This window comes from Pseudomonas sp. NPDC087029 (genome assembly GCF_044745345.1).
GTDB lineage: Bacteria > Pseudomonadota > Gammaproteobacteria > Pseudomonadales > Pseudomonadaceae > Aquipseudomonas > Aquipseudomonas faucium.
Genome location: NZ_JBIVAB010000011.1, coordinates 1 through 23,257, shown reverse-complemented (window position 1 = coordinate 23,257; position 23,257 = coordinate 1). Strand labels below are relative to the sequence as shown.

The 23,257-nt window shown below is 63.8% G+C and carries 20 protein-coding genes; 4 read left to right on the top strand and 16 right to left on the bottom strand.

The window, feature by feature from the left end:
- Window positions 1-87 precede the first annotated feature (87 nt).
- The 16 genes from ACIPG5_RS17685 to ACIPG5_RS17610 form a co-directional block, all read right to left on the bottom strand.
- Entirely contained in the window at window positions 88-2,805 is a 2,718-nt protein-coding gene (locus ACIPG5_RS17685; protein ID WP_401376709.1) for a glycosyltransferase, read from the bottom strand.
- An 82-nt stretch (window positions 2,806-2,887) separates the two neighbouring features.
- A complete protein-coding gene (locus tag ACIPG5_RS17680) occupies window positions 2,888-6,460 on the bottom strand; it encodes a glycosyltransferase (protein ID WP_401376706.1) in 3,573 nt (1,190 codons plus the stop codon).
- Window positions 6,461-6,533: 73 nt separating this feature from the next.
- Window positions 6,534-8,117 (bottom strand): flagellar hook-associated protein 3, encoded by a 1,584-nt coding sequence (locus ACIPG5_RS17675; RefSeq protein ID WP_401376704.1) that lies wholly within the window; start codon window positions 8,115-8,117, stop codon window positions 6,534-6,536.
- Window positions 8,118-8,130: 13 nt separating this feature from the next.
- Window positions 8,131-10,161, bottom strand: a complete 2,031-nt coding sequence (flgK, locus tag ACIPG5_RS17670; RefSeq protein ID WP_401376701.1) for a flagellar hook-associated protein FlgK — start codon at window positions 10,159-10,161, stop codon at window positions 8,131-8,133.
- A gap of 12 nt (window positions 10,162-10,173) precedes the next feature.
- Window positions 10,174-11,337 carry a flagellar assembly peptidoglycan hydrolase FlgJ gene (gene flgJ, locus ACIPG5_RS17665; RefSeq protein ID WP_176513085.1) on the bottom strand — a complete coding sequence of 388 codons (1,164 nt, stop codon included), beginning with the start codon at window positions 11,335-11,337 and terminating at the stop codon, window positions 10,174-10,176.
- Window positions 11,338-11,348: 11 nt separating this feature from the next.
- Complete coding sequence (locus ACIPG5_RS17660; RefSeq protein WP_401376698.1) at window positions 11,349-12,458, bottom strand: flagellar basal body P-ring protein FlgI; 1,110 nt, start codon at window positions 12,456-12,458, stop codon at window positions 11,349-11,351.
- Between the two features lie 12 nt (window positions 12,459-12,470).
- Window positions 12,471-13,166 (bottom strand): flagellar basal body L-ring protein FlgH, encoded by a 696-nt coding sequence (flgH, locus tag ACIPG5_RS17655; RefSeq protein ID WP_176513081.1) that lies wholly within the window; start codon window positions 13,164-13,166, stop codon window positions 12,471-12,473.
- Window positions 13,167-13,201: 35 nt separating this feature from the next.
- A complete protein-coding gene (flgG, locus tag ACIPG5_RS17650) occupies window positions 13,202-13,987 on the bottom strand; it encodes a flagellar basal-body rod protein FlgG (RefSeq protein WP_054900084.1) in 786 nt (261 codons plus the stop codon).
- Between the two features lie 47 nt (window positions 13,988-14,034).
- Window positions 14,035-14,775: a flagellar basal-body rod protein FlgF gene (flgF, locus tag ACIPG5_RS17645; protein ID WP_176513079.1), complete on the bottom strand. Its 741-nt coding sequence runs from the start codon at window positions 14,773-14,775 to the stop codon at window positions 14,035-14,037.
- Window positions 14,776-15,035: 260 nt separating this feature from the next.
- On the bottom strand, window positions 15,036-15,221 hold the full coding sequence (locus tag ACIPG5_RS17640) for a hypothetical protein (protein ID WP_176515812.1): 186 nt from the start codon (window positions 15,219-15,221) through the stop codon (window positions 15,036-15,038).
- Between the two features lie 72 nt (window positions 15,222-15,293).
- Window positions 15,294-16,649, bottom strand: a complete 1,356-nt coding sequence (gene flgE, locus ACIPG5_RS17635) for a flagellar hook protein FlgE (protein ID WP_176515810.1) — start codon at window positions 16,647-16,649, stop codon at window positions 15,294-15,296.
- 31 nt (window positions 16,650-16,680) lie between these two features.
- Complete coding sequence (gene flgD, locus ACIPG5_RS17630; RefSeq protein ID WP_176515808.1) at window positions 16,681-17,388, bottom strand: flagellar hook assembly protein FlgD; 708 nt, start codon at window positions 17,386-17,388, stop codon at window positions 16,681-16,683.
- A gap of 15 nt (window positions 17,389-17,403) precedes the next feature.
- On the bottom strand, window positions 17,404-17,847 hold the full coding sequence (gene flgC / locus ACIPG5_RS17625; RefSeq protein WP_176515806.1) for a flagellar basal body rod protein FlgC: 444 nt from the start codon (window positions 17,845-17,847) through the stop codon (window positions 17,404-17,406).
- A gap of 2 nt (window positions 17,848-17,849) precedes the next feature.
- A complete protein-coding gene (flgB, locus tag ACIPG5_RS17620; protein ID WP_401376691.1) occupies window positions 17,850-18,257 on the bottom strand; it encodes a flagellar basal body rod protein FlgB in 408 nt (135 codons plus the stop codon).
- 337 nt (window positions 18,258-18,594) lie between these two features.
- On the bottom strand, window positions 18,595-19,422 hold the full coding sequence (cheR, locus tag ACIPG5_RS17615) for a protein-glutamate O-methyltransferase CheR (RefSeq protein ID WP_176515802.1): 828 nt from the start codon (window positions 19,420-19,422) through the stop codon (window positions 18,595-18,597).
- 52 nt (window positions 19,423-19,474) lie between these two features.
- Window positions 19,475-20,404 carry a chemotaxis protein CheV gene (locus ACIPG5_RS17610; protein WP_176515800.1) on the bottom strand — a complete coding sequence of 310 codons (930 nt, stop codon included), beginning with the start codon at window positions 20,402-20,404 and terminating at the stop codon, window positions 19,475-19,477.
- Between the two features lie 79 nt (window positions 20,405-20,483).
- Between ACIPG5_RS17610 and flgA the strand changes: the two genes are divergently transcribed.
- The 4 genes from flgA to ACIPG5_RS17590 all read left to right on the top strand — a co-directional run bounded on the left by flgA (window position 20,484) and on the right by ACIPG5_RS17590 (window position 23,043).
- Window positions 20,484-21,236, top strand: a complete 753-nt coding sequence (flgA, locus tag ACIPG5_RS17605) for a flagellar basal body P-ring formation chaperone FlgA (RefSeq protein ID WP_176515798.1) — start codon at window positions 20,484-20,486, stop codon at window positions 21,234-21,236.
- A 151-nt stretch (window positions 21,237-21,387) separates the two neighbouring features.
- Window positions 21,388-21,702, top strand: a complete 315-nt coding sequence (gene flgM / locus ACIPG5_RS17600; RefSeq protein ID WP_176515796.1) for a flagellar biosynthesis anti-sigma factor FlgM — start codon at window positions 21,388-21,390, stop codon at window positions 21,700-21,702.
- 49 nt (window positions 21,703-21,751) lie between these two features.
- Window positions 21,752-22,219, top strand: coding sequence for a flagella synthesis protein FlgN (locus tag ACIPG5_RS17595; protein WP_176515794.1), 468 nt, complete (start codon window positions 21,752-21,754; stop codon window positions 22,217-22,219).
- 80 nt (window positions 22,220-22,299) lie between these two features.
- Window positions 22,300-23,043 (top strand): flagellar brake protein, encoded by a 744-nt coding sequence (locus tag ACIPG5_RS17590; RefSeq protein ID WP_176515792.1) that lies wholly within the window; start codon window positions 22,300-22,302, stop codon window positions 23,041-23,043.
- Window positions 23,044-23,257: the final 214 nt, after the last annotated feature.

Here is a 23,257-nt window from a genome sequence, read left to right as displayed (position 1 = left end):
CCGAAAGGCAGGTGTTCATACGGGTACCAATGCCATTTGTCAGGCAAAAAAAAGCCGGGCTGAGCCCGGCTTCTCATGCCGCTGAGGCTAGCCCAGCTCACGCAACCAGCGTGGCCCGGCCTCACCCGGCTGCTCGCCGATGCCGTATGCGCCATCCACGGCCAGCGCCCGTGCAAATGCCCAGGGCGCTCGCGCCACCAGCGCCTCGCGCACTGGGGGCGTCAGCACCGGCACGCCGCCATTGAACAATTGCGCCTGTGGCGCCACGAGCACCAGCAGGCCAGCCTGCGACACCTGCAGGCACAGCTCGATGTCCGGCGTACCGCCCTGCGGCAAGCCGCCCAGCGCTTCGAACACCTCCTTGCGCACCATCAGGCCGTCGGCCGACACCGCGTGACTAGCTCGCACCACCTCCAACGCCAGTACATCGGCACTGGCTCGACCAGCCACGCCCAACCAACTAGCGTGCACCTGCCGATCTTCCAGCAACTCGTAGCCGGCGTGACTGATACTGCCGTCAGCGCCGTACATCTGGCAGCCAACCACACCTACTTCGGGGCGCTGAGCCTGGTTGAGCAGGGCCTCGATCCAACCCGGGTTGGCGACAAGGCTGCGGTCGCTCATCAGCACCAAGTACTCGCCACGCGCCTGTCCCGCCGCCTGATTGAAACGCTCCGACTGCACCTGCGACGGGCAGCACACCACCCTGACCCGGCCACCCAGGTTGGCTTGCTGCAACTGCTCATCCTCGCCGACCACCAACACTTCATAGCGTGGATAGCGAGTACGCTGCTGGATGCTGGCAAGGCTCGCGCCGAGCTGCTGCATATCGCCACTGGCTGACAACAGGATACTGACCATCGGCGTGGCGGCATGGCGAAACTCGATGTCCAGGCGCCCCTCGCGCCCCGGCACCACTTGAGCCTGGTAGCCCAATACACCCAAGTGCCGGTCGAGCGTGGCCAGCACGCCCGGCTGCATCGCCTCACGGTCGATCTGGCCGACCACCAGGTATTCGTCGACATGCGCCAGGCCGCCCAGGCCACGGGCCTCGATCACGCGCAGCAGCAGGTCGAACTCCAGTGCCTGACGGCAGGCATCGCTGTATCCGCCAACATCCAGCAGCACTTCCCTGCGCAGCAGCCAGTGCTGCGCCATGAGGTCCGGACGGCTGCGCAGCAGGTCGACGTCGGCCCCAGGGCGCTGGATAGCGATCAGGCGGCCTTCGACATCGCGCTGCACTTCATTGCCACAGACTGCCGTGCATTGCCCGGCTTGCGCCAGTTCGACCTGCAGGCGCAGCAAGCCGCTGCCGGCCAGTTCGTCACCGGCCTGCAACAGCATCAACCAGTCGCTCGGCAGCTGGCGAACCACCTGGTTGAGATGCGAAACGAGGGTGTCAGGCATGACCTTGATGAAGTGCAAGGTATCGCGCACGGTGGTGATCGCCGGCAACTGGCCGGCCTTGAGCACGACGATGCGCAAATCGCTCAAACCACTGGCGACCACGCTGTCAAAAGTGCGCTGCAGGGCTTCGTCATCATCCGCCAGGTCGATGACAAGCAGTGCCATGCTGCTGCGCCGACCGGCCTTGAGGTGCTTGCGCACCCGCTGCCGGCCGGCATCGTCCAGGGTCGCCTGGGCCAGGGCCTGCAGCACACGCCCCGAAGGAGTGTGTGCCAGGCGCTCGGCAACCGGCGGTGCGCCGGCCTGTTGCAAGCGTTCGATCCAGGCCTGCAGCTCATGCCGAGCATCGTCTTCATCGTCCGCCAAAGTAGCGAGCAGCAGGCTACAGATCTGCGGCGCGAACAAGTTGACCGACAGCGCCTGCCAGTAGCGCGTGCGCAGCGTCTTGACGTTGTCGTTGGCATGCTGCTGCAACAAGTCGCGCTGGCGCACCCAGGCGCCCTCCAGCGCCCGCACATGGGCCTGGCCCGCTGGCCAGGCGTGCTGCAGGAACTCCAGCGCCGACAACTGGCGGAACAGCGCGGCGTTGTAGTACGGCAACTCGACGTATTGACGGGCCTCGAAGCTGCGCTCCGGCTCGTTGACCACACTGGCCCATGGCGAGACAAACAGCAACGGTGCCGGGTCGGGTGCACCCAGGCTCAGGGCGAACTGGCGCAGGATGGCAAAGCCTTCCTCGCCTGCGAAGTCGCCCGCTTGCTGCTCATCCCATTGGCGCAGGGTTCGGATGGCCGGCAGCATGGCGTCGGCCTCGACAGCCAGTTCGACGCACTCGCTGACCACCTGAGTCTGCTCGAGGACCTTGATATCCCCTTGACACAACAGCGCGAAGGACAGGCCGAGCAGCCAGTCCTGGTCCGCCATCTGCCGCGCCGCATCGTCCAGGGCGCTGCGCAAGGCCTCCACACGCAGCACTGCACGCCACGGCTGCAGCCCACTGATGCCGTATTGCTGCACGCGATCACGCAGCCCACCTGGCAGCACCTGGTGCGCGGTGCGGCCCAAACGGTAGTAACTGACCGTGCTGTTGCCAGGCTGCATGCCCAACGCATAGCCCTGCACGCCCATCACCTGGGGGTGAGCGTGCAGCCAGTCCTGAGCCTGCTGCAAGGCATCGATCAGCAGGAAGTCACTGTCCCTGGCCAGCACCACGAAGGGGCTGTCGACCTGGTCCAGCGCCTGCTTCAGCGCGGCAAGCAACTGCCCTTCGGTGACCCCGTCGATGACGCTGCCCTGGCAGCCAGCCGCCTGCAGGTAGGCCATGGCACGTGCGCGGTAATCCTGATCGGCGCTGCCCAACAGCAAGACTCGGGTATCGCGCAGCGACAAGGTGTTCACGGTTGTTTGTCCAGTCATATTGTACCCGATGCTCAAAATCCAGTGATACCGCAGGCGGCGCCCTGGGTGCCGCCGCGGCGCTTCAGTCGCTCAACCATGCGTTGGCCCAGTGCTGCAGATGGCGCTCGGTCAGCACGTAGTCGCGCAGCACCACCTCGCGCAGGGCATCGCCCTGGCGGTAGCTGGCATCCGGGTCGGCCAGGTGCATGCGAATCGCCCCCAACCACTCGTGCGGCTGATTGCCGGCCACCCGCGTGCACGGCAGGTAGCCGGCATAGGCCTTGGTGTCCGAGCAGATGACCGGGAAACCACAGGCGCCGTATTCCAGCAGGCGCAAGTTGCTCTTGCAGTCGTTGAACAGGTTCTGCTCCAGCGGGGCCAACGCCAGGTCCAGATTGAGGCTGGCGAGCTTCTGCGGATAGAACGCCATAGGTATGCCCTGATGGAACTCCTTCACATAAGGCTTCAGCGCATCCGGGCACATACCGAAGAACACCCAGTCGACCTCGTCGGCCAATGCCTTGACCACTTCCAGCAGCAGCTCAAGGTCGCCCCGGTGACTGGTGCCTCCCGCCCACCCAACGCGGGGCCGAGCGCTGGTCTGACGCTCGCTTTCCAAGCCGCACCAAAGGTGCGCCGCGAGCATGTTGGGCACCACCTGGATATCGTGATGCATGCTCGACAAGGCATCTGCCAACGGCTCGGTGGAAGCGATCACCCGGTCGCACATCGCAATGCCCTGGCTCACTGCCTCGCGAATGTCGGCCGGCATGTTGCGCGAGTGGTCGTTACGTTTTGGCACATCGATGATGTAGTCATCGATCTCGTAGATATGCCGGGCACTGGAGGAGCGCACCAGCCGCCCCATCTCCTCGACCGAGGCCATCTTGCTGCGGTACTGGAACACCAGCACATCGGGCTTTTCACGCTCCAGCTCGATCAGGTCAGGGAATCGATAGCCCACACGCCCCTGCACCCAGCTGGCGTTTTCCAGCTCAAGGAACGGCTGCGCCAGGCGATAATGCCCCACCGCCGAGGAGTTCACCGGCAACGCCAGCACCGCAGGCAGCACCCGCTTGAGGAAAGGGTCCCAACCCTGGCGCAACCCGGGTTCGAGGGTGAAGCTGGCCATCTTGAGGCTGAGGTTGCGATTGTAGGCCGGGTCGCGCGCAACCTTGGCCAGCCAGCGCTGATAGAAAAGATCCTTGTCCTGCGCCAGTTGCTGATGGTCCGCGCCACCGTCGCTGGCGGCCCCCAGGCATGCCAGCAACGCTGCGGGCGTCCATACCAGCAAATACCCCTGCTCGCCGGCCCGCAGGCAGAAATCGGCATCCTGCAACGAACCTTGCAAGCCGTCGAGATCGAAACCACCCAGGGCGTCGAACAGCTCGCGGCGCACCAACAAGCAGTCGAGCGCCAGCGCGCTGCAGTTCTGCGTGGAGCGCAGCCTGTGCATGTAGCCGCTTTCGCCTGCCGGCAAACCCACGAATGGAGTGCCCACCTCGCCATGCAGGCCCAGCACCAACCCTGCGCCTACCACCTGACCTGCCGCGTCGCACAGTTTGGGCCCCACCACGCCGACTTCCGGGCGTTGGGCCTGAGCCATCAACTCACCCAACCAACGCGCGTCGAAGGCCACGCAAGCGCTGTCGAGCATCAGCAGGAAATCGCCGCGCGCCGCTGCGCGCGCTTCATGCAGGCGGGCCGGGCGCGTACCGGCGGCCACTTCGACTACCCGCAACTGGTCACTGCCCAGGCTTTGCATGGCCTGCAACCAATGACGCAGTTCGAGTGGGGCATCGGCGGCGGCAATCAGCAGCACTTCGAAGTTGCCATAGGCGGTGTGCTCGAACACCGACTCGACGCAACGCCGAGCCCTGGCCAGGTCATCGCCGACACTCACCAGGATCGACACGCCGGCCTGGCCTTCATGGCGATAGGTGACCTGGCACACGGCCTGGTCCGCGGCCCCCTCGACATCCGCCTCGACACCCAGGCGCTGCAGGTGCGCCTGTACCACCCGGGAGGCTTGCGCCACACAGCGCGGATCACTCAACCATTGGCCGAAGTCCCACTGGCTGTGCACCAACAGCTCGTCGATATGCTCGACCACCTGCAAACCACGACTTTCCACCAGGCGCCAGAACAGATCGTGAGGAGCGAGGATGTCGAACTGCTGATCGAAGCCGCCTGCAGCCAGCAGCGCCTTGCACTCGAACGCCAACAAACGCCCGACATAAGGCAAGCTGCGCATCAGGTCGAGGTTGAAGTCCGGCTTGAAGATCGGCATGACCGGGTTAAGGGTATCGTGCCCCCCTTCGTCGACATACAGGCACACCCGATCACGCAATACCATGCGCTCGGCCATGATGGCCAACGCCTGAGGCACCAGGCGGTCGCCAGCATGCAGCAGGAAGACCCAGTCGGCGCCATCGGCCTGCAGCAGGCGCGCTTGCAATTGTGCAAGACCGTTGCCCTGCAGGGGCAGGCACTCAACCCCGGGCAACTGCGGCACCTTGACCTGGGGCGCGGCGAGCACCCAGCAGGCTGCCGGCGCATAGGACTGGCTCGCCAGGCTGTCGAGCGTCGCTCGCAAGGCCGGTTCCTCACCCGCCTCGGCCCAGATCACCGGCACGATGCGCGGCTTCGCCGGCCATTGCTCGAAGCGCTTGGGCAGCAGTTTGAGCTGGGCATCAGACAGCGAGCGGTATTCCAACCACTCGCCATAGACTTCTTCGAACGACAGGCTGTCGCTGCCCACCTGCTGTTGCGTGCGCGCCTCCTGCAAGGCACTGAGACCATTGAGGTCATATTCTTCCCAGCACGTCTGCTGGTCATCCACATACCGCGCCACCGGCACATAGCGCACCCAGCCTCTGGCTGGCGCCGCTTCGCTGCCGCGCGCCGCCAGCATCGCCTTGATCCAGCCTGTCTCGATGGGGTGGGCCAGAGTGACGCTGGGATGATGGCTCAGTCGCCCAGGGTGCAGCCGCTCGACGCTCAGAAAACGCTCGAGGTGACCTAGGTTGCCACGGCGCATCAGGCAGATGTACAGCGCCAGGTCCAGGCGCGCGACGAAGCCCTGCCCTTGCTCGACCAGTGCCGGCAGAAACGCCTTCACCTGGGCAACGCGCATCAGCGCATGGCTGAGGCCGCCGAACAGGTTCGGGGCACCCACTTCCAGCGCTTCGAGCAGGTCACTGCCCTTGAGCACGGCTTCTTCCGGGCACAATACACTGTTGAGGTTGCGCGACGGCAGCAAGGCACCGTGGGCATCACACAACATGCGCTGGCAGATGGTCAGGCTGACGTCGGCGTGGGCGTTCATCAGCGCCGCCTGCAGGCTCACGCAGTCGGTGAACAGCAGGTCGTCGTCGCAAAGAAACTTGATCAGCTCGCCACGCGCCTGTTCGAGGCACATCAACAGATTGCGAGCGAACCCCAGCGTCTGCGGGTTGCGCAGGTAGCGCACCGGTTTGCCGGTCTCGCTCGCCACCTCTTCGACGATCCGTTGCACGTCCTCGCCGCGGCTGTCGTCGCACACCAGCACTTCGAGATGCGCATGATCCTGGTTCACCGCACTGAGCAGGGCGCTGCGCAGAAAGCCTGGATTGAATGCCGGGATGGCAAGAGTGACGAGTGCCGAATGATTCACGATGAGGGACCTGGGAGATGGTCCGCGCACCACCCTGAAAGTGCGATGCGCGGCCGCTGAAACGAAGGGACGATCAGATGTAGTTGACCAGCGACAACCCGGCAACCTTGGCATAGGCCTGCAGCGACGCCTGCAGCATGTTGGTCTGCATCTGCAGGCGCAGCATCACCTCGGCCGGGTCGCTTTCGCGGATCGAGCTCTGCGTCTTGGTATTCTCGGTGCTCAGCGCCTCGTTGGTTTCCGACTGCACGTCCAGCGCCTGGCCGCGGCCACCGATGGCACTGATCGACGAGGATACCTGGTCAGTGGCGCTGGCGATGTTGCCGATCGCCGAATCCAGCGAGGCGAGGAAGTTCTGCCGGGCAACCGGATCGTTGTCGACCGGGCTGGTCAACGCCTTGCGCAACTGGCCGATGGTGTCGAGCACATTCTGGGTCTGGTGGGTATCGACCTTCACGCCGAACGAATCACCTGCGCTAGGCGCGCCCGACAACTCGAAGCTGACTCCTGCCGCCGTGGCGGTGGTTCCGTTCGGGCCACCCAGGGCACCGGAGGCGACTGGTCGGCTGTCTGCGGTCACAGGCGATGCATACAGCTCGAAGGTGTTGGTACCGGTGAACTTGAGCACCGCACCGCCCGACGGGAATGCCGCCTTATAGGCAGCCTGATCGGTGATGGCCGCGCCCGTCACCTGCTCCGACGAGGTATTGCCGGGACTGCGGGTGCCGGAAACCTGGTCGGCCTTCGAGCTCAGGCTGAAGGTGTGGCCGGCAATGGCGGCGTCTTCGTTGCCCTTGTCGCCATCCTTGAAGGTGATGTCCAGGCGCAGCTCGACACCACGGAAGCTGATGCTGGTGTTATCGCCATTTGGGTCGAACTTGCCGCCCTGGCTGGCTTCGAGGGTGACGTCGTTGTTGTTGGCGTCGGTGATCTTGTACTCGGTGCTGCTGACGAATTCGATCTTGTAAGGCTCACCGCTGCGAAAGCGATCATTGTAGGTCGAGCTGCCGGAGACCTGGCCGTTGGACAGGCTGACGCGGCCATCATCGGTGGCCGGGGCGGTCAGCTTGGTTTCACTTCGGCTGGTATTGAGCGCTTGTTCGAAGGCATCGTAACCGGTCTCGTTGGCCGCCAGGCTGAGCATGTCGCCCACCTGCAGGCTCAGCTTGCCCTGGTCACCCTGGTAGCTGTAGGTGCCGTCGGCATTGCGTACATAGGGCGGGGTATCGCCCTTGGAGCCGGAGAAGATGTACTTGCCGTTCTCGTCCTTGCTGTTCATCAGCGAGAACAGCTGGTCTTCCAGCGAAGACAACTCGTCGGCGTTGGCTTTGCGATCGGCATCGGTGAAGGTGCCGTTGCCCGAACTCACCGCCAGTTCATTGACCCGCTGCAGGATCGTGCCGATGGCGTTCAAGGTGCTCTCGGTAGTGCCAAGGGAATTGCGCACGCTGGTAATGTTGCCCGAGTACTGCTTGAGCATGTTCTGTTGCTGTTCGAGCTGCAGCAGGCGCGCCGCGCCGACCGGGTCGTCCTTTGCCGAACGCACGCGGATTCCATCGCTGGCATCCTGCTGGCTTTTCACCGCGTTGGCGAAGTTGCGCTGATAGTTGGCGCTGCTGGTGTTGTAGAACTGCGAAGTAGAGATGCGTACGCTCACGATCTACGGCTCCTTAAAGACTGTTGATCAGGGTGGCGAAGGTTTCCTGGGCCGCCTTGATGATCTGCGACGACGCGGTGTAGTACTGCTGGAACTTGATCAGGTTGCCGGTCTCTTCATCGATCGACACGCCCGACAGGTTGTTGCGGCTTTCCAGCGCCGAGGTGTGCAGCGCCGTGGTGGCATCGCTGTCCATCTCGGCCTGGCCGGCCTTGCCGCCCACGTTGGACACCAGCTTGGCGTAGGCATCGGTGAAGCTGATGCCCTTGCCATTGGCGCCGACATCGACGGTGGGCTTGGTCTGCAGGTCGATCACCGACTGGCCGTTGCGGTTGTCCGCCGAGCCTGCGCCGGTCAGCGCCACGGTGTAGCTGTCGCCATTTTTCGGCGCACCGGAAACGCTCATCTCGAAGGTGAAGTTGCCACCCAGCGAGTTGCCATTGCCATCGACCATCGGTACCGACAGCTGCAGCTTGTTTTCCTGGCCTGGCACGATGGTGCCGCTGCCGATCTCGGTGCCCTTGGCGTCGTACATCTTGTACGCCTGGGGCGAGGTGGTTTCGTCACCGAACACCAGCTTGACCGGCGTCGAGTACTTCAGGCCGTTCTGCAGCTGGGTGCGCTGGGCGGCATCGTAGATGTCCAGCTTGGAGGTCAGGGTCGGCTGGGTGATCACGCCGGTGCCCTTGTTGCCCGCGCCGTTGCTGGCGGTCAGGGGCGAGGCCAGGGCCAGGCGCTTGGGGTCGGTGAGCACGGTGTCGATGTTGGCCGCGGCATTGCGCGTGGGGGTGACCTTGAAGCTGTCACCGGCGCTCAGGCCGCCGCCATTGAGCGACAGGGTGAAGCCATCGATCACCGGTGGCGGGTTGTCGCTGAGGTCGAAGCTGCCCATGTCGGTGCCTTCTGGCAGCTTGCGCACGTTGTAGCCGGTGGCGCTGGTGAAGGTCACCTGGTAGTCGCTGGTGCTCAGCTTGCCGGTGTCCTTGATGGTCACATCGAGGTTGCCGGAGCCGGCGCTGTTGCCCTGCTTGGCGACGCTGCGCTCGCTGATGGCCTTGAGGCTGTTGATGTCGCCGAACAGCGTGGCGCCAAAGTCACCGTTCTTGTCGATGCCCTGGGCCAGCTGGCTGTTGATGGCATCGGCCACCACCAGGGCCACGCGGCCCAGCTCGTTGAGCGCGGGGTCGAGGGTTTCCTTGCGGTAGCGGATCAGGCCGCCGAGCTCACCACCTGTGGTGCTGTTGGTGATGTCCATCTTGGTCGAGCCGCGGTTGAGGATCAGGCTCAAGCGCGTCGGGTCGGTGGCGCTCGGCGCCACGCCCAGGGTCTGGGTGGTCTTGCCGAGCACCAGCGACTGGCCGTTCTTCAGGTAGATGTCGTAGTTGCCGTCGCGCTCGACCACGTCGGCGCCGACCAGCTTGTTGAGCTCGCGCACGGCGCCGTCGCGCTGGTCGAGCAGGTCGTTGGGCTGGCCGGAGATGGCGCTGACGCGGGAAATCTGGTCATTGAGGTCGGCGATGGTCTTGGTCAGGTTGTTCACCTGGTCGGCCAGCGACGTCATGTTGCTGTTGATGTTGCTGTTCTGCTGGTTGAGCTGCGCAGCCAGGGTATTGAAGCGCTTGCTCAGCGACTGCGCGCTGGTCAGCAGCAGCTGGCGCGAGGCGTCTTCGGTGGGCTTGGCCGCAGCGTCCTGCATGGCGCTGAAGAAGCTCTGCAGGGCGGCGGTGATGCCGGTGTCGCTGCTCGACAGGGCGGTGTCCAGCGGCGAGATCTGGTCCAGGTAGGAGGAGGCATCGCTGCTCAGCGAGGTGGTGGTGCGCAGCTGGTTCTCGAGGAACGAGTTGTACACCCGGCGCACGTCGGCCAGCGTGGTGCCGCTGCCCATGAAGACCTGGCCGACCTGCTGGCCGCCCTTGGTCTTCTGCACGTTCTGCTGGCGCGAGTAGCTCTCGACGTCGGCGTTGGCGATGTTGTTACCGAGGGTGTACATCCCCGACTGCGCGGCGCCAAGCCCCGACATACCAATGTTGATCAGACTCGCCATGGTTCCATGCCCTTAAAGTTTCGTTGTGGTACCGAGCGCTGCGTATTGCTCGTACGACTTCATCTGTCTTGCGATCTGCGAGATCTTGCTGGCGTAATTCGGGTCGGTGGCGTACCCGGCCTTCTGCAACTCTTGCACGAACTGTTCTGGCTTATCGGCCGACTTCACCGCATCTTGATAGCGCGAATTGTTCTGCAGCAGGCTGACCAGGTCGTGGAAACTGTCCTGGTAGGAATCGTAGGAACGGAACGCCGCCGTTTCCTTGACGAACTGGCCATCGCGAAACTCGCTGGTGATCGCCCGCGCCGAATCGCCTTGCCAGTTGCCGGTGGCCTTGATGCCGAACAGGTTGTGGCTGCTGCTGCCGTCGCTGTTGCGCATCACCGACTTGCCCCAGCCGGTTTCCAGCGCCGCCTGGGCCACCAGGTAACGTGGGTCGACACCGATGCGCTTGGCGGCCTGTTCGGCCATCGGCAGCATGGTGGCGACGAATTCATCGCTGTCGGCAAAGGCTTTCTTCGGCGCCAAAGGCGGCTGGGCCACGGCGCGGCCGGTGATGCGCAGGCCGTTGTCTGGCACCGCCACGGCCCTGGCCACCTGCTGGCCGTCGCGCACCGGCACGGCGGCGGTATTGGTGGCTGCGGCCGTGCCGCCTGCAGACGGCACGATGCCGGCCAGCAGGCGGTCGGTGAGCTTGCTCGGCAAGGCCAGGCGCCGCGAGTTGAGCGCAGCCACGTCGTTGCGCGCAGCCGATTGGGCCGCATGCGCAGGCTCAGCAACTTTGTTGCCCCACAGCGTCGGGGCATTGCCCTCGATGCGCGGGAACGGGCTGGTGTTGGCCGGCGCCGGCTTGTGCTTGGACAGCTGGCGCACCAGCACGTCCTGCAGGCCGATACCGCCGCCCTCGCGGGACATGCTCACGGCCAGCTGCTGGTCGTACATGTCGCGGTACTGTTTGACCGTCTCGGTGTTCATCGGGTTGTCGTCGGCCAGCACATCGCTGGCCTTGCGCGAGGCCTTGAGCATCTCGCTGATGAAAAGCGACTCGAATTCCTGGGCCACCTTGCGCACGTTGGCATCGCTGTCGCGGTCACCGTGCTTGAGCGAGCTCAGGCGATTGAGGTCGGTGTAGGCGCCACTGTCGGCGGTGCTGGAGACCAGGCTCTTGGAGTTCATCGCCAGCGTCCTCAGATCACGATCAGGTCGGCTTGCAAGGCGCCGGCCTGCTTCAGGGCTTCGAGGATGGCCATCAGGTCGCCGGGCGCTGCGCCCACCTGGTTCACCGCACGGACGATCTCATCCAGCGTGGTGCCCGGGCCGAACTTGAACATCGGCTTGGCTTCCTGCTCGGCATTGACCCGCGAGCGCGGCACCACGGCGGTCTGGCCATTGGAGAACGGCCCCGGCTGGCTGACGATCGGGTCTTCGGTGATGGTCACGGTGAGGCTGCCATGGGTCACCGCCGCCGGCGAAACCTTGACGTTCTGGCCAATGACGATGGTGCCGGTGCGCGAGTTGATGATGACCTTGGCCACGGCCTGGCCCGGGTCGATCTCGAGGTTTTCCAGGATCGACAGGTAGTCGACGCGCTGGCTCGGGTCCATCGGCGCACTGACGCGCACCGAACCGCCGTCCACGGCCTGGGCCACACCTGGGCCGAGCAGTTCGTTGACCTTGTCGACGATGCGCTTGGCGGTGGTGAAGTCGGGGCGGTTGAGGTTCAGGGTCAGGGTATTGCCCTGGTTGAAACCGCTCGGCACCGCACGCTCGACCGAGGCGCCGCCAGGGATGCGGCCGGCCGACGGAACGTTGACGGTGATCTTCGAGCCGTCACGGCCTTCGGCATCGAAGCCGCCGACCACCAGGTTGCCCTGGGCGATCGCATAGACGTTGCCGTCGATACCCTTGAGCGGGGTCATCAGCAGGCTGCCGCCGCGCAGGCTCTTGGAGTTGCCGATCGAGGAGACGGTGATGTCCACCACCTGGCCCGGCTTGGCGAAGGCCGGCAGGTCGGCATGCACCGACACCGCGGCGACGTTCTTGAGCTGCACGTTGCCCGAGCCCGGCGGCACCTTGATGCCGAACTGCGACAGCATGTTGTTGAAGGTCTGCAGGGTGAACGGCGTCTGGGTGGTCTGGTCACCCGTGCCGTTGAGCCCCACCACCAGGCCGTAACCGATCAACTGGTTGGAACGCACGCCGGAAATGCTGGCGATGTCCTTCAGGCGCTCGGCATGGGCACCGAACGCGCAGGACAGGAGCAAGGTTGCGGCAATCAGCTGCCTAAGGTTGAACATGTTCATCCGTACTCAGAAAGGCCAGAGCGGGCTGATGAAGAAGCGATCGAGCCAACCCGGCTGGCTGGCATCGGCGAACGAGCCGGTGCCCGAATAGGTGATGCGTGCATCGGCCACACGGGTCGAGGGCACGGTGTTGTCGGTGGCGATGTCGTCGGCACGTATCAGGCCGGCGATGCGCACCAGCTCTTCGCCGGTGTTCAGGGTCAGCCATTTTTCGCCGCGCACGGCGATGATGCCGTTGGGCAGCACTTCGGCGACGGTGACGGTGATCGAACCGGTCAGGGTGTTGCCCTGGGTCGCCTTGCTGTCGCCCTTGGTGGTGCGGTCACCGCTGTAGCCGGCTTCCAGGCTCAGGTCGCCACTGCCGAACGGGTTGTTGGTGTTCGGCGTGGTGCCGAACAGCGAGGTCAGGCCGATGTCTGCCTTGCTGTTCTTCTGGATCTGCGAGCCGGCGTTCTTGCTCGCCGAGGTTCGCTCGTTGAGCGTGATGGTAATGATGTCACCGACCCGGAAGGCCTTGCGGTCGGTGTACAGGCCCTGCTCGAAGCCGGCCTGGTAGATCGAACCGTTGTTGGCCGCCGCCGGCAACGGGGTGCGCGGCAGAACCGGCGCGTAGTACGGGTCGTTGGGCTTGGGCGTCGGCGCGACGCAACCAGCCAGCAACACCGCCCCCCCCAGGGCGAAGACAGACAACGAACGCTTCATGACGCATTACCTCACGGTGTAACGGTGACTAGGGCTTAGAGCTGCTGGGTAACGAACGACAGCATCTGGTCGGCGGTGGAGATGACCTTGGAGTTCATCTCGTAGGCACGCTGGGTGGTGATCATGTTCACCAGTTCTTCGACGGTGCTGACGTTGGAGTTTTCCAGGGTCTGCTGCAGGGTGGTGCCGAAGCCGTTGAGGCCCGGGGTACCGACCTGTGGCGCGCCGCTGGCGGCGGTTTCCAGGAACAGGTTCTCGCCAATGGCTTGCAGGCCGGCCGGGTTGATGAAGTCGGCGGTCTGGATGTTGCCGATGACCTGCGCAGCCGGGTTGCCGGCGGTGGTGATCGACACGGTGCCGTCCTGGCCGACGGTGAAGGTCTGGGCGTCGTTCGGCACCACGATCGCAGGCTCCAGGGCGAAGCCGTTGGCGGTGACGATCTGGCCGTCGGAGTTCAGGTGGAAGGTACCGTCACGGGTGTACGAGACAGTGCCGTCCGGCTGCAGCACCTGGAAGAAGCCGCGGCCGTTGACGGCCATGTCCAGCGGGTTCTCGGTGGTCTGCAGGCTGCCGGTCTGGAAGTTCTTCTGGGTGCCGACGATGCGCACACCGGTACCGACCTGCAGGCCCGACGGCAGTTCGCTGTCCTGGGTCGACTGGGCACCTGGCTGGCGCTTGATCTGGTACAGCAGGTCCTGGAACTCGGCGCGGTCACGCTTGAAGCCGGTGGTGGAAACGTTGGCCAGGTTGTTGGAAATGACCGTGAGGTTGGTGTCCTGGGCGGACAGGCCGGTTTTAGCGACCCAAAGAGCCGGAAGCATCAGTTTTCTCCTCGTGCGCCTGTTTTACGGCACCCGTTCAAGTGTGGTTAGCCGAGTTGCAAAACACGCGCCATGGCTTCGTCGCCTTCCTTGGCCGCGTTCATCATCTTCACGTGCAGTTCGAATTGGCGGGACAGCGCCAGCACCGAGGTCATTTCTTCCACGGCGTTGACGTTGCTGCCTTCCAGAAAGCCCGAGACCACCCGCACGTTGACGTCGGCCGCCGCTGGCTGGCCGTTGGCGGTGTGGATCAGCCCATCCAGGCCCTTGGTCATGCCCTTGGTGTCGGGGTTGACCAGCTTGATGCGGTCGACCTCGGCCATCACCCGTGGGTCTTCGCCCATGGAGCGGATGCTGATGGTGCCGTCTTCGCCAACTTCGACTTTCTGCTCGGGCGGAATGGCGATCGGGCCGCCGTTGCCGATCACCGGCATGCCGTTGCCGGCGCGCAGCACGCCGAGGGCATCGATGTTCAGGCTGCCGGTACGCACGTAGGCTTCGCTGCCATCGGGGGCCTGCACGGCGATGAAGCCCTGCCCGGCCACGGCCACGTCCAGGTCACGCCCGGTCTCGACCATCGGCCCTTCGCTGAAGTCGGTGGCCGGGCGCTCGGTCATGGCAAAGGCCCGCGACGGAAAGCTGTCACCGAACACCGGCATCGAGCGCGCCTGCTCCAGGTCGCGCTGGAAGCCGTTGGTGGAAATGTTCGCCAGGTTGTTGGCGTGGGCCTTCTGCGCCAGCGCGTTCTGGCTGGCGCCGGTCATGGCCACGTAAAGCATCTTGTCCACAGTCATCCTCCGCTGCACTGGCGAGCGCTTGCCGCTTGCCGCTGCTGTGCAGGCACTGAAGCAAGTTCCGAACCAACTTTGAGAAAGTGAGAAAAAGCCCGTGAATACGGGCTTCTGCGGGGGATGCCTGGGAAGTGGACGCCGGTTATCCGGCGCGAGGTTGCCGGTGGCGGCAATGTGGCCTTATCGCCGGCAAGCCGGCTCCCACAAGGTATGAGCCTGTGGGAGCCGGCTTGCCGGCGATAGGGCCGCTACATCCCTCACCGCTCCCGGCACCCACCATTGTTGTAAGGCCCGGCAAAGCGCTTCCAGCCCTCCCCCGGCGACCACTGCGAGCACACCAGGCGCCCATCCACCTGGCTTTCCCAGCGCCACCACGGCGCGGTGCCCGCTTGCGCCTGGTACAGGCAAAAAGCAGCAAGCAATGCGACCAGCAGCTTTTTCATGATGCCTCCGGCAAAAACGACGAACCCCTTCATGACAAAGGGGTTCGGCCACACACCCTCAAGCAGCGACCATCAGGTCATCTGGATGATGGTCTGCATGATGGTGCTTTCGGTGGAGATGGTCTTGGCGTTCGCCTGGTAGTTGCTCTGCGCCTTGATCAGCTCGACCAGCTCCTGGGTCAGGTTGACGTTGGAGCCTTCCAGGGCGTTGGACTCGACACTGCCCAGGGTACCGGTCTTCGGCGCATCGATGCCTGGGATGCCGGAGCTGTAGGTCTCGGTCCAGCGGGTACCGCCAATCTGCTGCAGGCCCTGCTCGTTGGCAAAGCCGGCCAGCGCCACCTGGCCGATGGCGCGCGACTGCTGGTTGCTGAAGCTGGCGAACATGACGCCGGTGGAGTCGATGCTCAGGCTCGACAGGATACCGGTGGCATAGCCGTCCTGGGACTGCGACATGCGCGCGGTCTCGGTGTTGTAGGAGGTGGTGCTGTTCATCGACAGCTTCATGCCCTCGGCATTGCCGGTGGCGCCATTGCCTGCCCAGTTGCCGGCCGAATCCTTAACCGCGGGCACCCAACCGGTCATGGTGAAGGTGTTGTTGGTCACGGTGAACGACGAACCTGCCGGGTGGCCGGTGTCATCGGCCGACATGCTCTTCACCGAACCATCGCTGTTGAAGCTGATGGTGCCGGTCAGTGGCGTGGTCGACGACGGGTCGAACGGGTTGCGGCCGTCGACCAGGGTGTACATGGTCCACTCGTTGGTGTCGGTCTTGCGGTAGAACTGCTCCAGGGTGTGCTCGTTGCCCTGGCTGTCATACACCTTGGTCGGGAACGACTTGGTGTAGGTGGTTTCGTCGGAGGGGTCGAACACCTTGTTCGGGACCATGGTGCCGGTGCCGTCATCGACGGTCAGCGGGATGTCGCCGGCCGAGGAGTTGAGGTTGATGCCCTGGTCGATCAGGGTGGTGGCCTTGGGCTTGAGCGCCGAGGTGTCGATCTTCAGGTCGGTCAGCACGCCCTTCTGGATCTTGCCGTTGGAGTCGGCGGCGTAGCCTTGCAGGCGCAGGCCGTCGGAGGTGACCACGAAGTTGTTCTTGTCGGCCTGGAAGGCACCGGCACGGGTGTAGACGCGCGTGCCGTTGTCGGACAGCACGAAGAAGCCCTGGCCCTGGATACCCATGTCCAGCACGTTGCCGGTGGTGGCCACGTCACCCTGGGTGAACTGCTGCGAAACCGCAGCCAGGCGCACGCCGGCGCCGACCTGGTTCTTGCCCACGCCCAGGCGGTTGGCGCCGGCGTAGACGTCGGCGAACTCGGCGCGCGAGGATTTGAAACCGGTGGTGTTGACGTTGGCGATGTTGTTGCCGGTGACGTCCAGTTGCTTGTTGGCTGCGTACAGACCGCTAAGGCCGATATTGAAAGACATGAATTCGCTCCTTGTGCCGCGCTAGCGGGCCTTAGATACCAATGGTTTGTACGTCGGAGAGGGACACTTTGCCGACACCTGCGAGGTTGAGCACCATCTCGCCGGTGGCGTTGAAGCTGACGCTGGTCACCTTGGCCGGCAGCAGGGTGTTCATCTGCACGGCCTTGCCGTCGACGGTGGTGCTGGCGGCAAAGGTGTAGGTGCCCGGCTCGACCTTCTCGCCCTTGGCATTGGTGCCATCCCAGATGAAGTCGGCATAACCGGCTTTCTGCTCGCCCAGCTCGATGGTCTTGACGGTGTTGCCGTCCTTGTCCTTGATGGTGACCTTCGCTTCGCTGATCGCCTGGGGCACGACGAACTGGCCGTTGAAGCTGTCGGCGGTGTCGACCACTGCCTTGTCGTTCTGCACCACCACCGAGCGCCCCACCAGCGACGAGGCCTGCAGCGCCTGGGACGAGGCCATGGCATTGGTGATGCTGGTGACCGAGTCGTTCAGGTTGGTGATGCCTTCAAGGCTGCTGAACTGCGCAAGCTGGGCGACGAACTCGCTGTTGTCCTGCGGGTCGAGCGGGTTCTGGTGCTGCATCTGGGTAACCAGCAACTGCAGGAACGCGTCCTTGCCGAGCGCGTCGGAACCGGTCTTGGACGCGGTATCGACGGTTTTCTTGGTGGTGCCACCGACACCCGATGCCGTCAGGACATCGTTGAGGTTCACACCGCTGGTGCTATCGACTGCCATGGTCTGGATTCCTTATCACTGACCCAGGGTCAGGACTTTCTGCATCATGTTCTTGGCGGTGTTCATCAGCTCGGCGTTGGTCTGGAACGCTCGGCTGGCGGAAATCATGTCGGCCATTTCCTCGACCACGTTGACGTTCGGGTAATAGACGTAGCCGTCCTTGTTCGCCGCCGGGTGGTTAGGCTCGTAGCGCGCCTCGAGGTTGCTCTGGTCTTCGACGATGCCTTTGACCTGCACACCCTGGCCCGCTTCGCCCTGGTCTTCGAACAGCGACTGGCTGCCGCCGGCCTGGGCGTTCTGGAAGGTGGTGGCGAACACCGGGTGACGCGCGCGGTAGGTCTGGTCGATGCTCGAGGACACGGTTTCGGCGTTGGCGATGTTCGAGGCAACGGTGTTGAGGCGGGTGTTCTGCGCGCTCATGCCGCTGCCGGCAATGTTGAAAACACTGGAAAGGGACATGGTCATTCTCCGCGCAGGGCCGATACCAGCCCTTTGAATTTACTGTTGAGCAAGGTGAAGCTGGCCTGGAAACCCATGGCGTTCTCGGTGTAGTTCGATTGCTCGATCTGCGCGTCCACGGTGTTTTGGTCGATCGACGGCTGCGTCGGGGTGCGGTACTGCAGGCTCTCGTCGTTCATCGCCAGGCCTTCGGCCTCGATGTGCCGGCTGTTGGTGCGGTCCATGGCGAAGCGCCCGCCCTGCTGCTTCTGGCTCTCGGCGGCGAGCACCGAGGAGAAGTCCATGTCGCGCGCCTTGTAGTTGGGCGTGTCGGCGTTGGCGATGTTGTTGGCCAGCACCTCGGCACGCTGGGCGCGAAAGCCCAGGGCTTTTTCGTGGATACCAAGTGCCTTGTCGAAGCTGATGCTCATGTCGGGGAAACCTTCGAAGGTTGACCGGAATGTCGTTGGCCTGGGTATAGCAAGTGCTGTGCCAAGGTTTGCAAAGGCCGTAATTGCTGGGCGGCGAGGGATGCGAGGGCGGCCGTGATGCCAGAAAAGCGGCAAAGTGCTTCCGCCTGGTGGGGGGAAAGCGGCAATTGCCGGGTGGCAAAAGCGGCAAAACAAAAAATTGACGTCAGAGGGGCCGCTTTGCGGCCCATCGCCGGCAAGCCGGCTCCCACAAGGGTTTGGTGGTGGCCTTGAAATTGTGGGAAGCCAGTGCGCGCAAACAAAAAGGCCGGCAACTTTCGCTGCCGGCCCCTTGGGTTTACTTGGCCTGGTAGATGATCCCCGGGCTGCACTGCACCATCTGGTAATGGTCCGGCAACCCGTTGAGCGCCTCGGACGCCCCGAGGAACAGGTAACCACCCGGTTTCAGCGTGCTGTGGATGCGCAGCAGAATGTCCTTCTTCACCTGCGCCGAGAAGTAGATCAGCACGTTGCGGCAGAACACGATGTCGAACTTGCCCAGCGCGGCATAACTGTCGAGCAGGTTGAACGAGCGGAACTCGACCCGGCTGCGAATCGCCGGCTTGACCGCCCAGCGCCCCGGCTCCTTGACGTCGAAGTAGCGTTGCAGGCGCTCCTGGGACAGCCCGCGGGCAATCGCCAGGCTGTCGTACTCGCCGGTCTTGCAGTTGTTGAGCATCGAGCCGGACAGGTCGGTGGCAACGATCTGCGCGCCCATTTTCAACTGGCCCAGGTTGCTGCGCTCGAACTCGTCGATGGCCATGGAAATGGAATACGGCTCCTGGCCCGACGAGCACGCCGCCGACCACATGCGCAAGCGCTGGCCGGGGTTGTTCCTGATGAACTCGGGAATCACCTTGTTCTTCAGCACTTCGAACGGGTAGGTATCGCGAAACCACAACGTCTCGTTGGTGGTCATGGCGTCGACCACCAGCTCGCGCAGGCCGCCACGCGGTTGCGTCTGGATGCGCTGCACCAGCTCGCCCAGGCTCTTGATGCCCTGTTGCTCCATCAGCTTGTTGAGACGGCTGGAGACCAGGTATTGCTTATTCTCGCCCAGCAGGATCCCACAGGCTTTCTCCAGGAAGACCCGGAACTGTTCGAACTCCAAATTACCCGTAGACACTACTGCCGCCTCTTTTCAATCACTGGTGCCGGGAGCATGCCCCCCGGCTGCTTCAATGCGTTGCCTTGATCCGGTCGACCACGCGCTGGGCCAGGTCGTCCGGCTTGAACTTGGCCAGGAAGTCATCGGCTCCGACCTTCTTGACCATCGCCTGGTTGAACACCCCGGACAGGGAAGTATGCAGGCAGATGTGCAATTTTTGCATGCGCGGATCGCTGCGTATCTCTGCAGTGAGGGTGTAGCCGTCCATTTCTGGCATTTCAATGTCCGAGATCATCATCAGGAACTCTTCTTCCGGCCTTTTGCCCTCCTCCACCAGCTTGCGCAGGTAGTCCAGGGCCTGGCGGCCGTCATTGAGCGCCACCACTTCCACACCCACCGTCTGCAGGCAGCGGCTGACCTGCTTGCGCGCCACCGACGAATCATCCACGGTCAGCACCCGCAGCAGCACGGCCTTGTCCTGCACTTCGGCATCGACCACGCCGGCGGATACCTGCTCGGACGACGGCGCCACCTCGGCCAGCACCTTTTCCACGTCGATGATCTCGACCATGCGGTTGTCCACCCGGGTGACCGCGGTCAGGTAGTGGTCGCGGCCGGTGCCCTTGGGTGGCGGATGGATCTCTTCCCAGTTCATGTTGACGATGCGCTCGACCGAGTGCACCAGAAAGCCTTGGGTCTTGGTGTTGTACTCGGTGATGATCACGAAGCTGTTGCGCGTCTCTTCCTTCAACCCGGGCAAGCCGGTGGCCATCGACAGGTCGAGAATCGGGATGGTCGCCCCGCGAATGTTGGCCACGCCGCGCACCACCGGGTGCGACTTGGGCAGCACGGTCAGCTCCGGGCACTGCAGCACTTCGCGGACCTTGAATACGTTGATGCCGTAGAGCTGCTCGCCATTGAGGCGGAAAAGCAGCAGTTCCAGGCGATTCTGCCCCACCAGCTGAGTGCGCTGGTTGACTGAATCCATTACCCCCGCCATGCCTGACTCCTTTTGGTATCTGCCTTTTTAGTAGCGACTCTGACAGCGAGTCGGCACGGGCTTTGCTTTTTTGAGCGCCATGTACATGAAAACGACAATTTTCCGACGACTGACGCACCTGCTGAGCGGCTCGCTCGCCGCGCTGTGCCTGCTGGCACCGGGCGCTCGCACGCTGGCGGATGCGGTTACCTTGCCTGAACAGCTTATCGGCGTCACCCAAGGGTTTCTTGAATTCGCCGTCGAGGACTACCTGGCCACCACCCAGACCGTGGGGCGCTACGAAATCCAGGTCAGCCCGCTGGACCCGCGCCTGCGCATGCCGCTGTGCAGCCAGCAGCTCGATGCCTCGCTGGAAAGCCCGGCGCAGCCGCTGGGCCGGGTGACGGTGCGGGTGCGCTGCGATGGCAGTGCGCCATGGACGCTGTTCGTGCCGGCCACCGTGAAGCTGTTTCGCGAGGTGGTGGTGGTCACCCGCCCGCTGCGGCGTGACAACGTGATCGGCGAGGGCGACGTGGCCCTGCGCGAGCGTGATGTGGGCACCCTGACCCAGGGTTTTCTCAGCGACCTGGACCAGGCCGTGGGCATGAAGATGCTGCGCTCCACGGTGATCGACCAGGTGCTCACCCCGCAGCACCTGGAGCAGGCCGAGGTGGTGCGCAAGGGCGACCATGTGGTGATTACCGCGCGCAGCGGCAGCCTCAGCGTGCGCATGCCGGGCGAAGCCCTGAGCAAGGGCGGCCAGGGCGAGCAGATCCGCGTGCGCAACCTGAATTCGCAACGGGTGGTCAAAGCCCGGGTCACCGGGCCCGGCCAGGTCGAGGTGGCCATGTAGATTAGGCTGGCGGTGCGCTGGCGCTTTTCCTAAACTGTGTCGGAAACGGGTTCGCGGGCTTGCCGATAGGCGGCTATGCATTTGTGCCTAAAGTTTCTTTCGGGTTGGCCGAAAACAAGGCAAGCGTCCAAATACCCAGAGGTTTCTGATCATGGTCATCGACTTCAGTCGTTTGAATAACTCTCCGTCCGTCACGGGCGGCGTTCGCGGCACTGCCGCACCGGGCACTGCCGAGAAGGCCGGTGAACCGGCTGCAGCGCCAGCCGGCACCAGCGCCAGCGGAGAAGCGGTACACCTCAGCCAAGAGGCCCAGCAGTTGCAGAAGATCAGCGACAAGCTGCGCGACCAGCCCGTTGTCGACAACGCCCGCGTGGCGCAGTTGAAGCAGGCCATCGCCGACGGCAGCTACAAGGTCGATGCCGGCCGGGTCGCCAGCAAACTGCTCGATTTCGAAGCCCAGCGCTGACCGTTTGGCGCGCTGACTTCACGGACGCTTTAAAAGCCAAGAGTTAGCCATGCACGACATCACTTTGCTGCAACTGATCGAAGACGACATCGCCCCGACCGAGGAGCTGCTCGACCTCCTGCAAAGAGAGTCCGTAGCCCTGCACAGTCGGGACCTGGCGCCGCTGGAGGGCATCCTCGCCCGCAAGCAGTCGCTGATCGTCCTGCTCGAGCAGCAAGGCCTGCGCCGCAACCACCTGCTCACCAGCCTCGGCCTGAGCGCCGACCGCGCCGGGGTAGAGGCGCTGGCTGCACAGTCGGACAACGGCGCATTGATCATGCAGCAGCTCAACGTGCTGACCCAGCTGATGGACACCTGCCAGAAGGTCAACGAGACCAACGGCCGGATCATCCAGGTGCAACAGCACGTCACGGCCAACCAGATCAGAATCCTCATGGGCGGCGACTCTCCGTCGCTCTACGACAGCCGTGGCGCCACCTCGCCACTGGCCAAGCCACGGGCGCTCAGCCAAGTTTGATTATTTGTATCAAGGCACGGAACATACTGGCAAAATGCCGTTACTTGCGTGTGCCGTTTTTGCCTGGAGATTGATAACCCGTGTTCAATGAAACCGACGCTCCGCAGCCGCCAAAGGTGCTGAACACTCCTCTGGAGATCGCCGCCAACCTGCGCCAGCTGCAGGAGAGCCATGATCCCTTGATCATCACCTTCCACGAGCGCAGCCAGCGGTTCCAGAGCTACGTGGTGCACGTGGACCGTGAGAGCAACACCCTGGCGCTGGACGAAATGATCCCGCGCGATGGCGAAAAATTCATAGAGAACGGTGAAGCGTTCCGCGTCGAAGGCTTCCATGACGGTGTGCGCATCGCCTGGGAGTGCGACCATCAACTGAAGATCACCGAGGTCGACGGCCACCGTTCGTACCGCGGCGCGCTGCCCCTCGAAATGACCTACCACCAGCGCCGCAACGCCTTCCGCGCTGCGCTGAAGCTGTCGCAACTGGTCGATGTCATGCTCGATGGCACCCACCTCAAGGGCAATGGCGCCCTGCGCGGCAAGCTGCTGGACATCTCCGCCACCGGCTGCAAGCTGCGCTTCGAAGGCAATGTCGAAGACCGCCTGCAACTGGGCCAGGTGTACGAGCGCTTCAAGGCAGGCAACCCGCTGGGCCTGGTGGACACCATGGTCGAGCTGCGCCACCTGCACCATGAAGAGCGCATCAACACCACCTTCGCCGGCGTGCGCTTCCACAACCTCAGTGGCCAGGCGCAGCGCAAGATCGAAAGCTTCGTGTACCAGCTGCAGCGTGAAGCGCGGCGGTTCGATAAAGACGATTACTGATCGATTGCCGGATGCAAGAACGCCACCCATCGGGTGGCGTTTTCTTTTGCACATTACCTGGGCCGGCCTCTTCGCGGGACAAGCCCGCTCCCACAGGTTGGAAGAGCAGTGGTGTACCGGTGGGAGCAACTGTCTTCTTATGGAAGCTGGCCTTGCCGACGATGGGGCGCGTAGCGCCCCAGGCCCGGCTGTGCCGGGCATTGCTAGCAAGGCT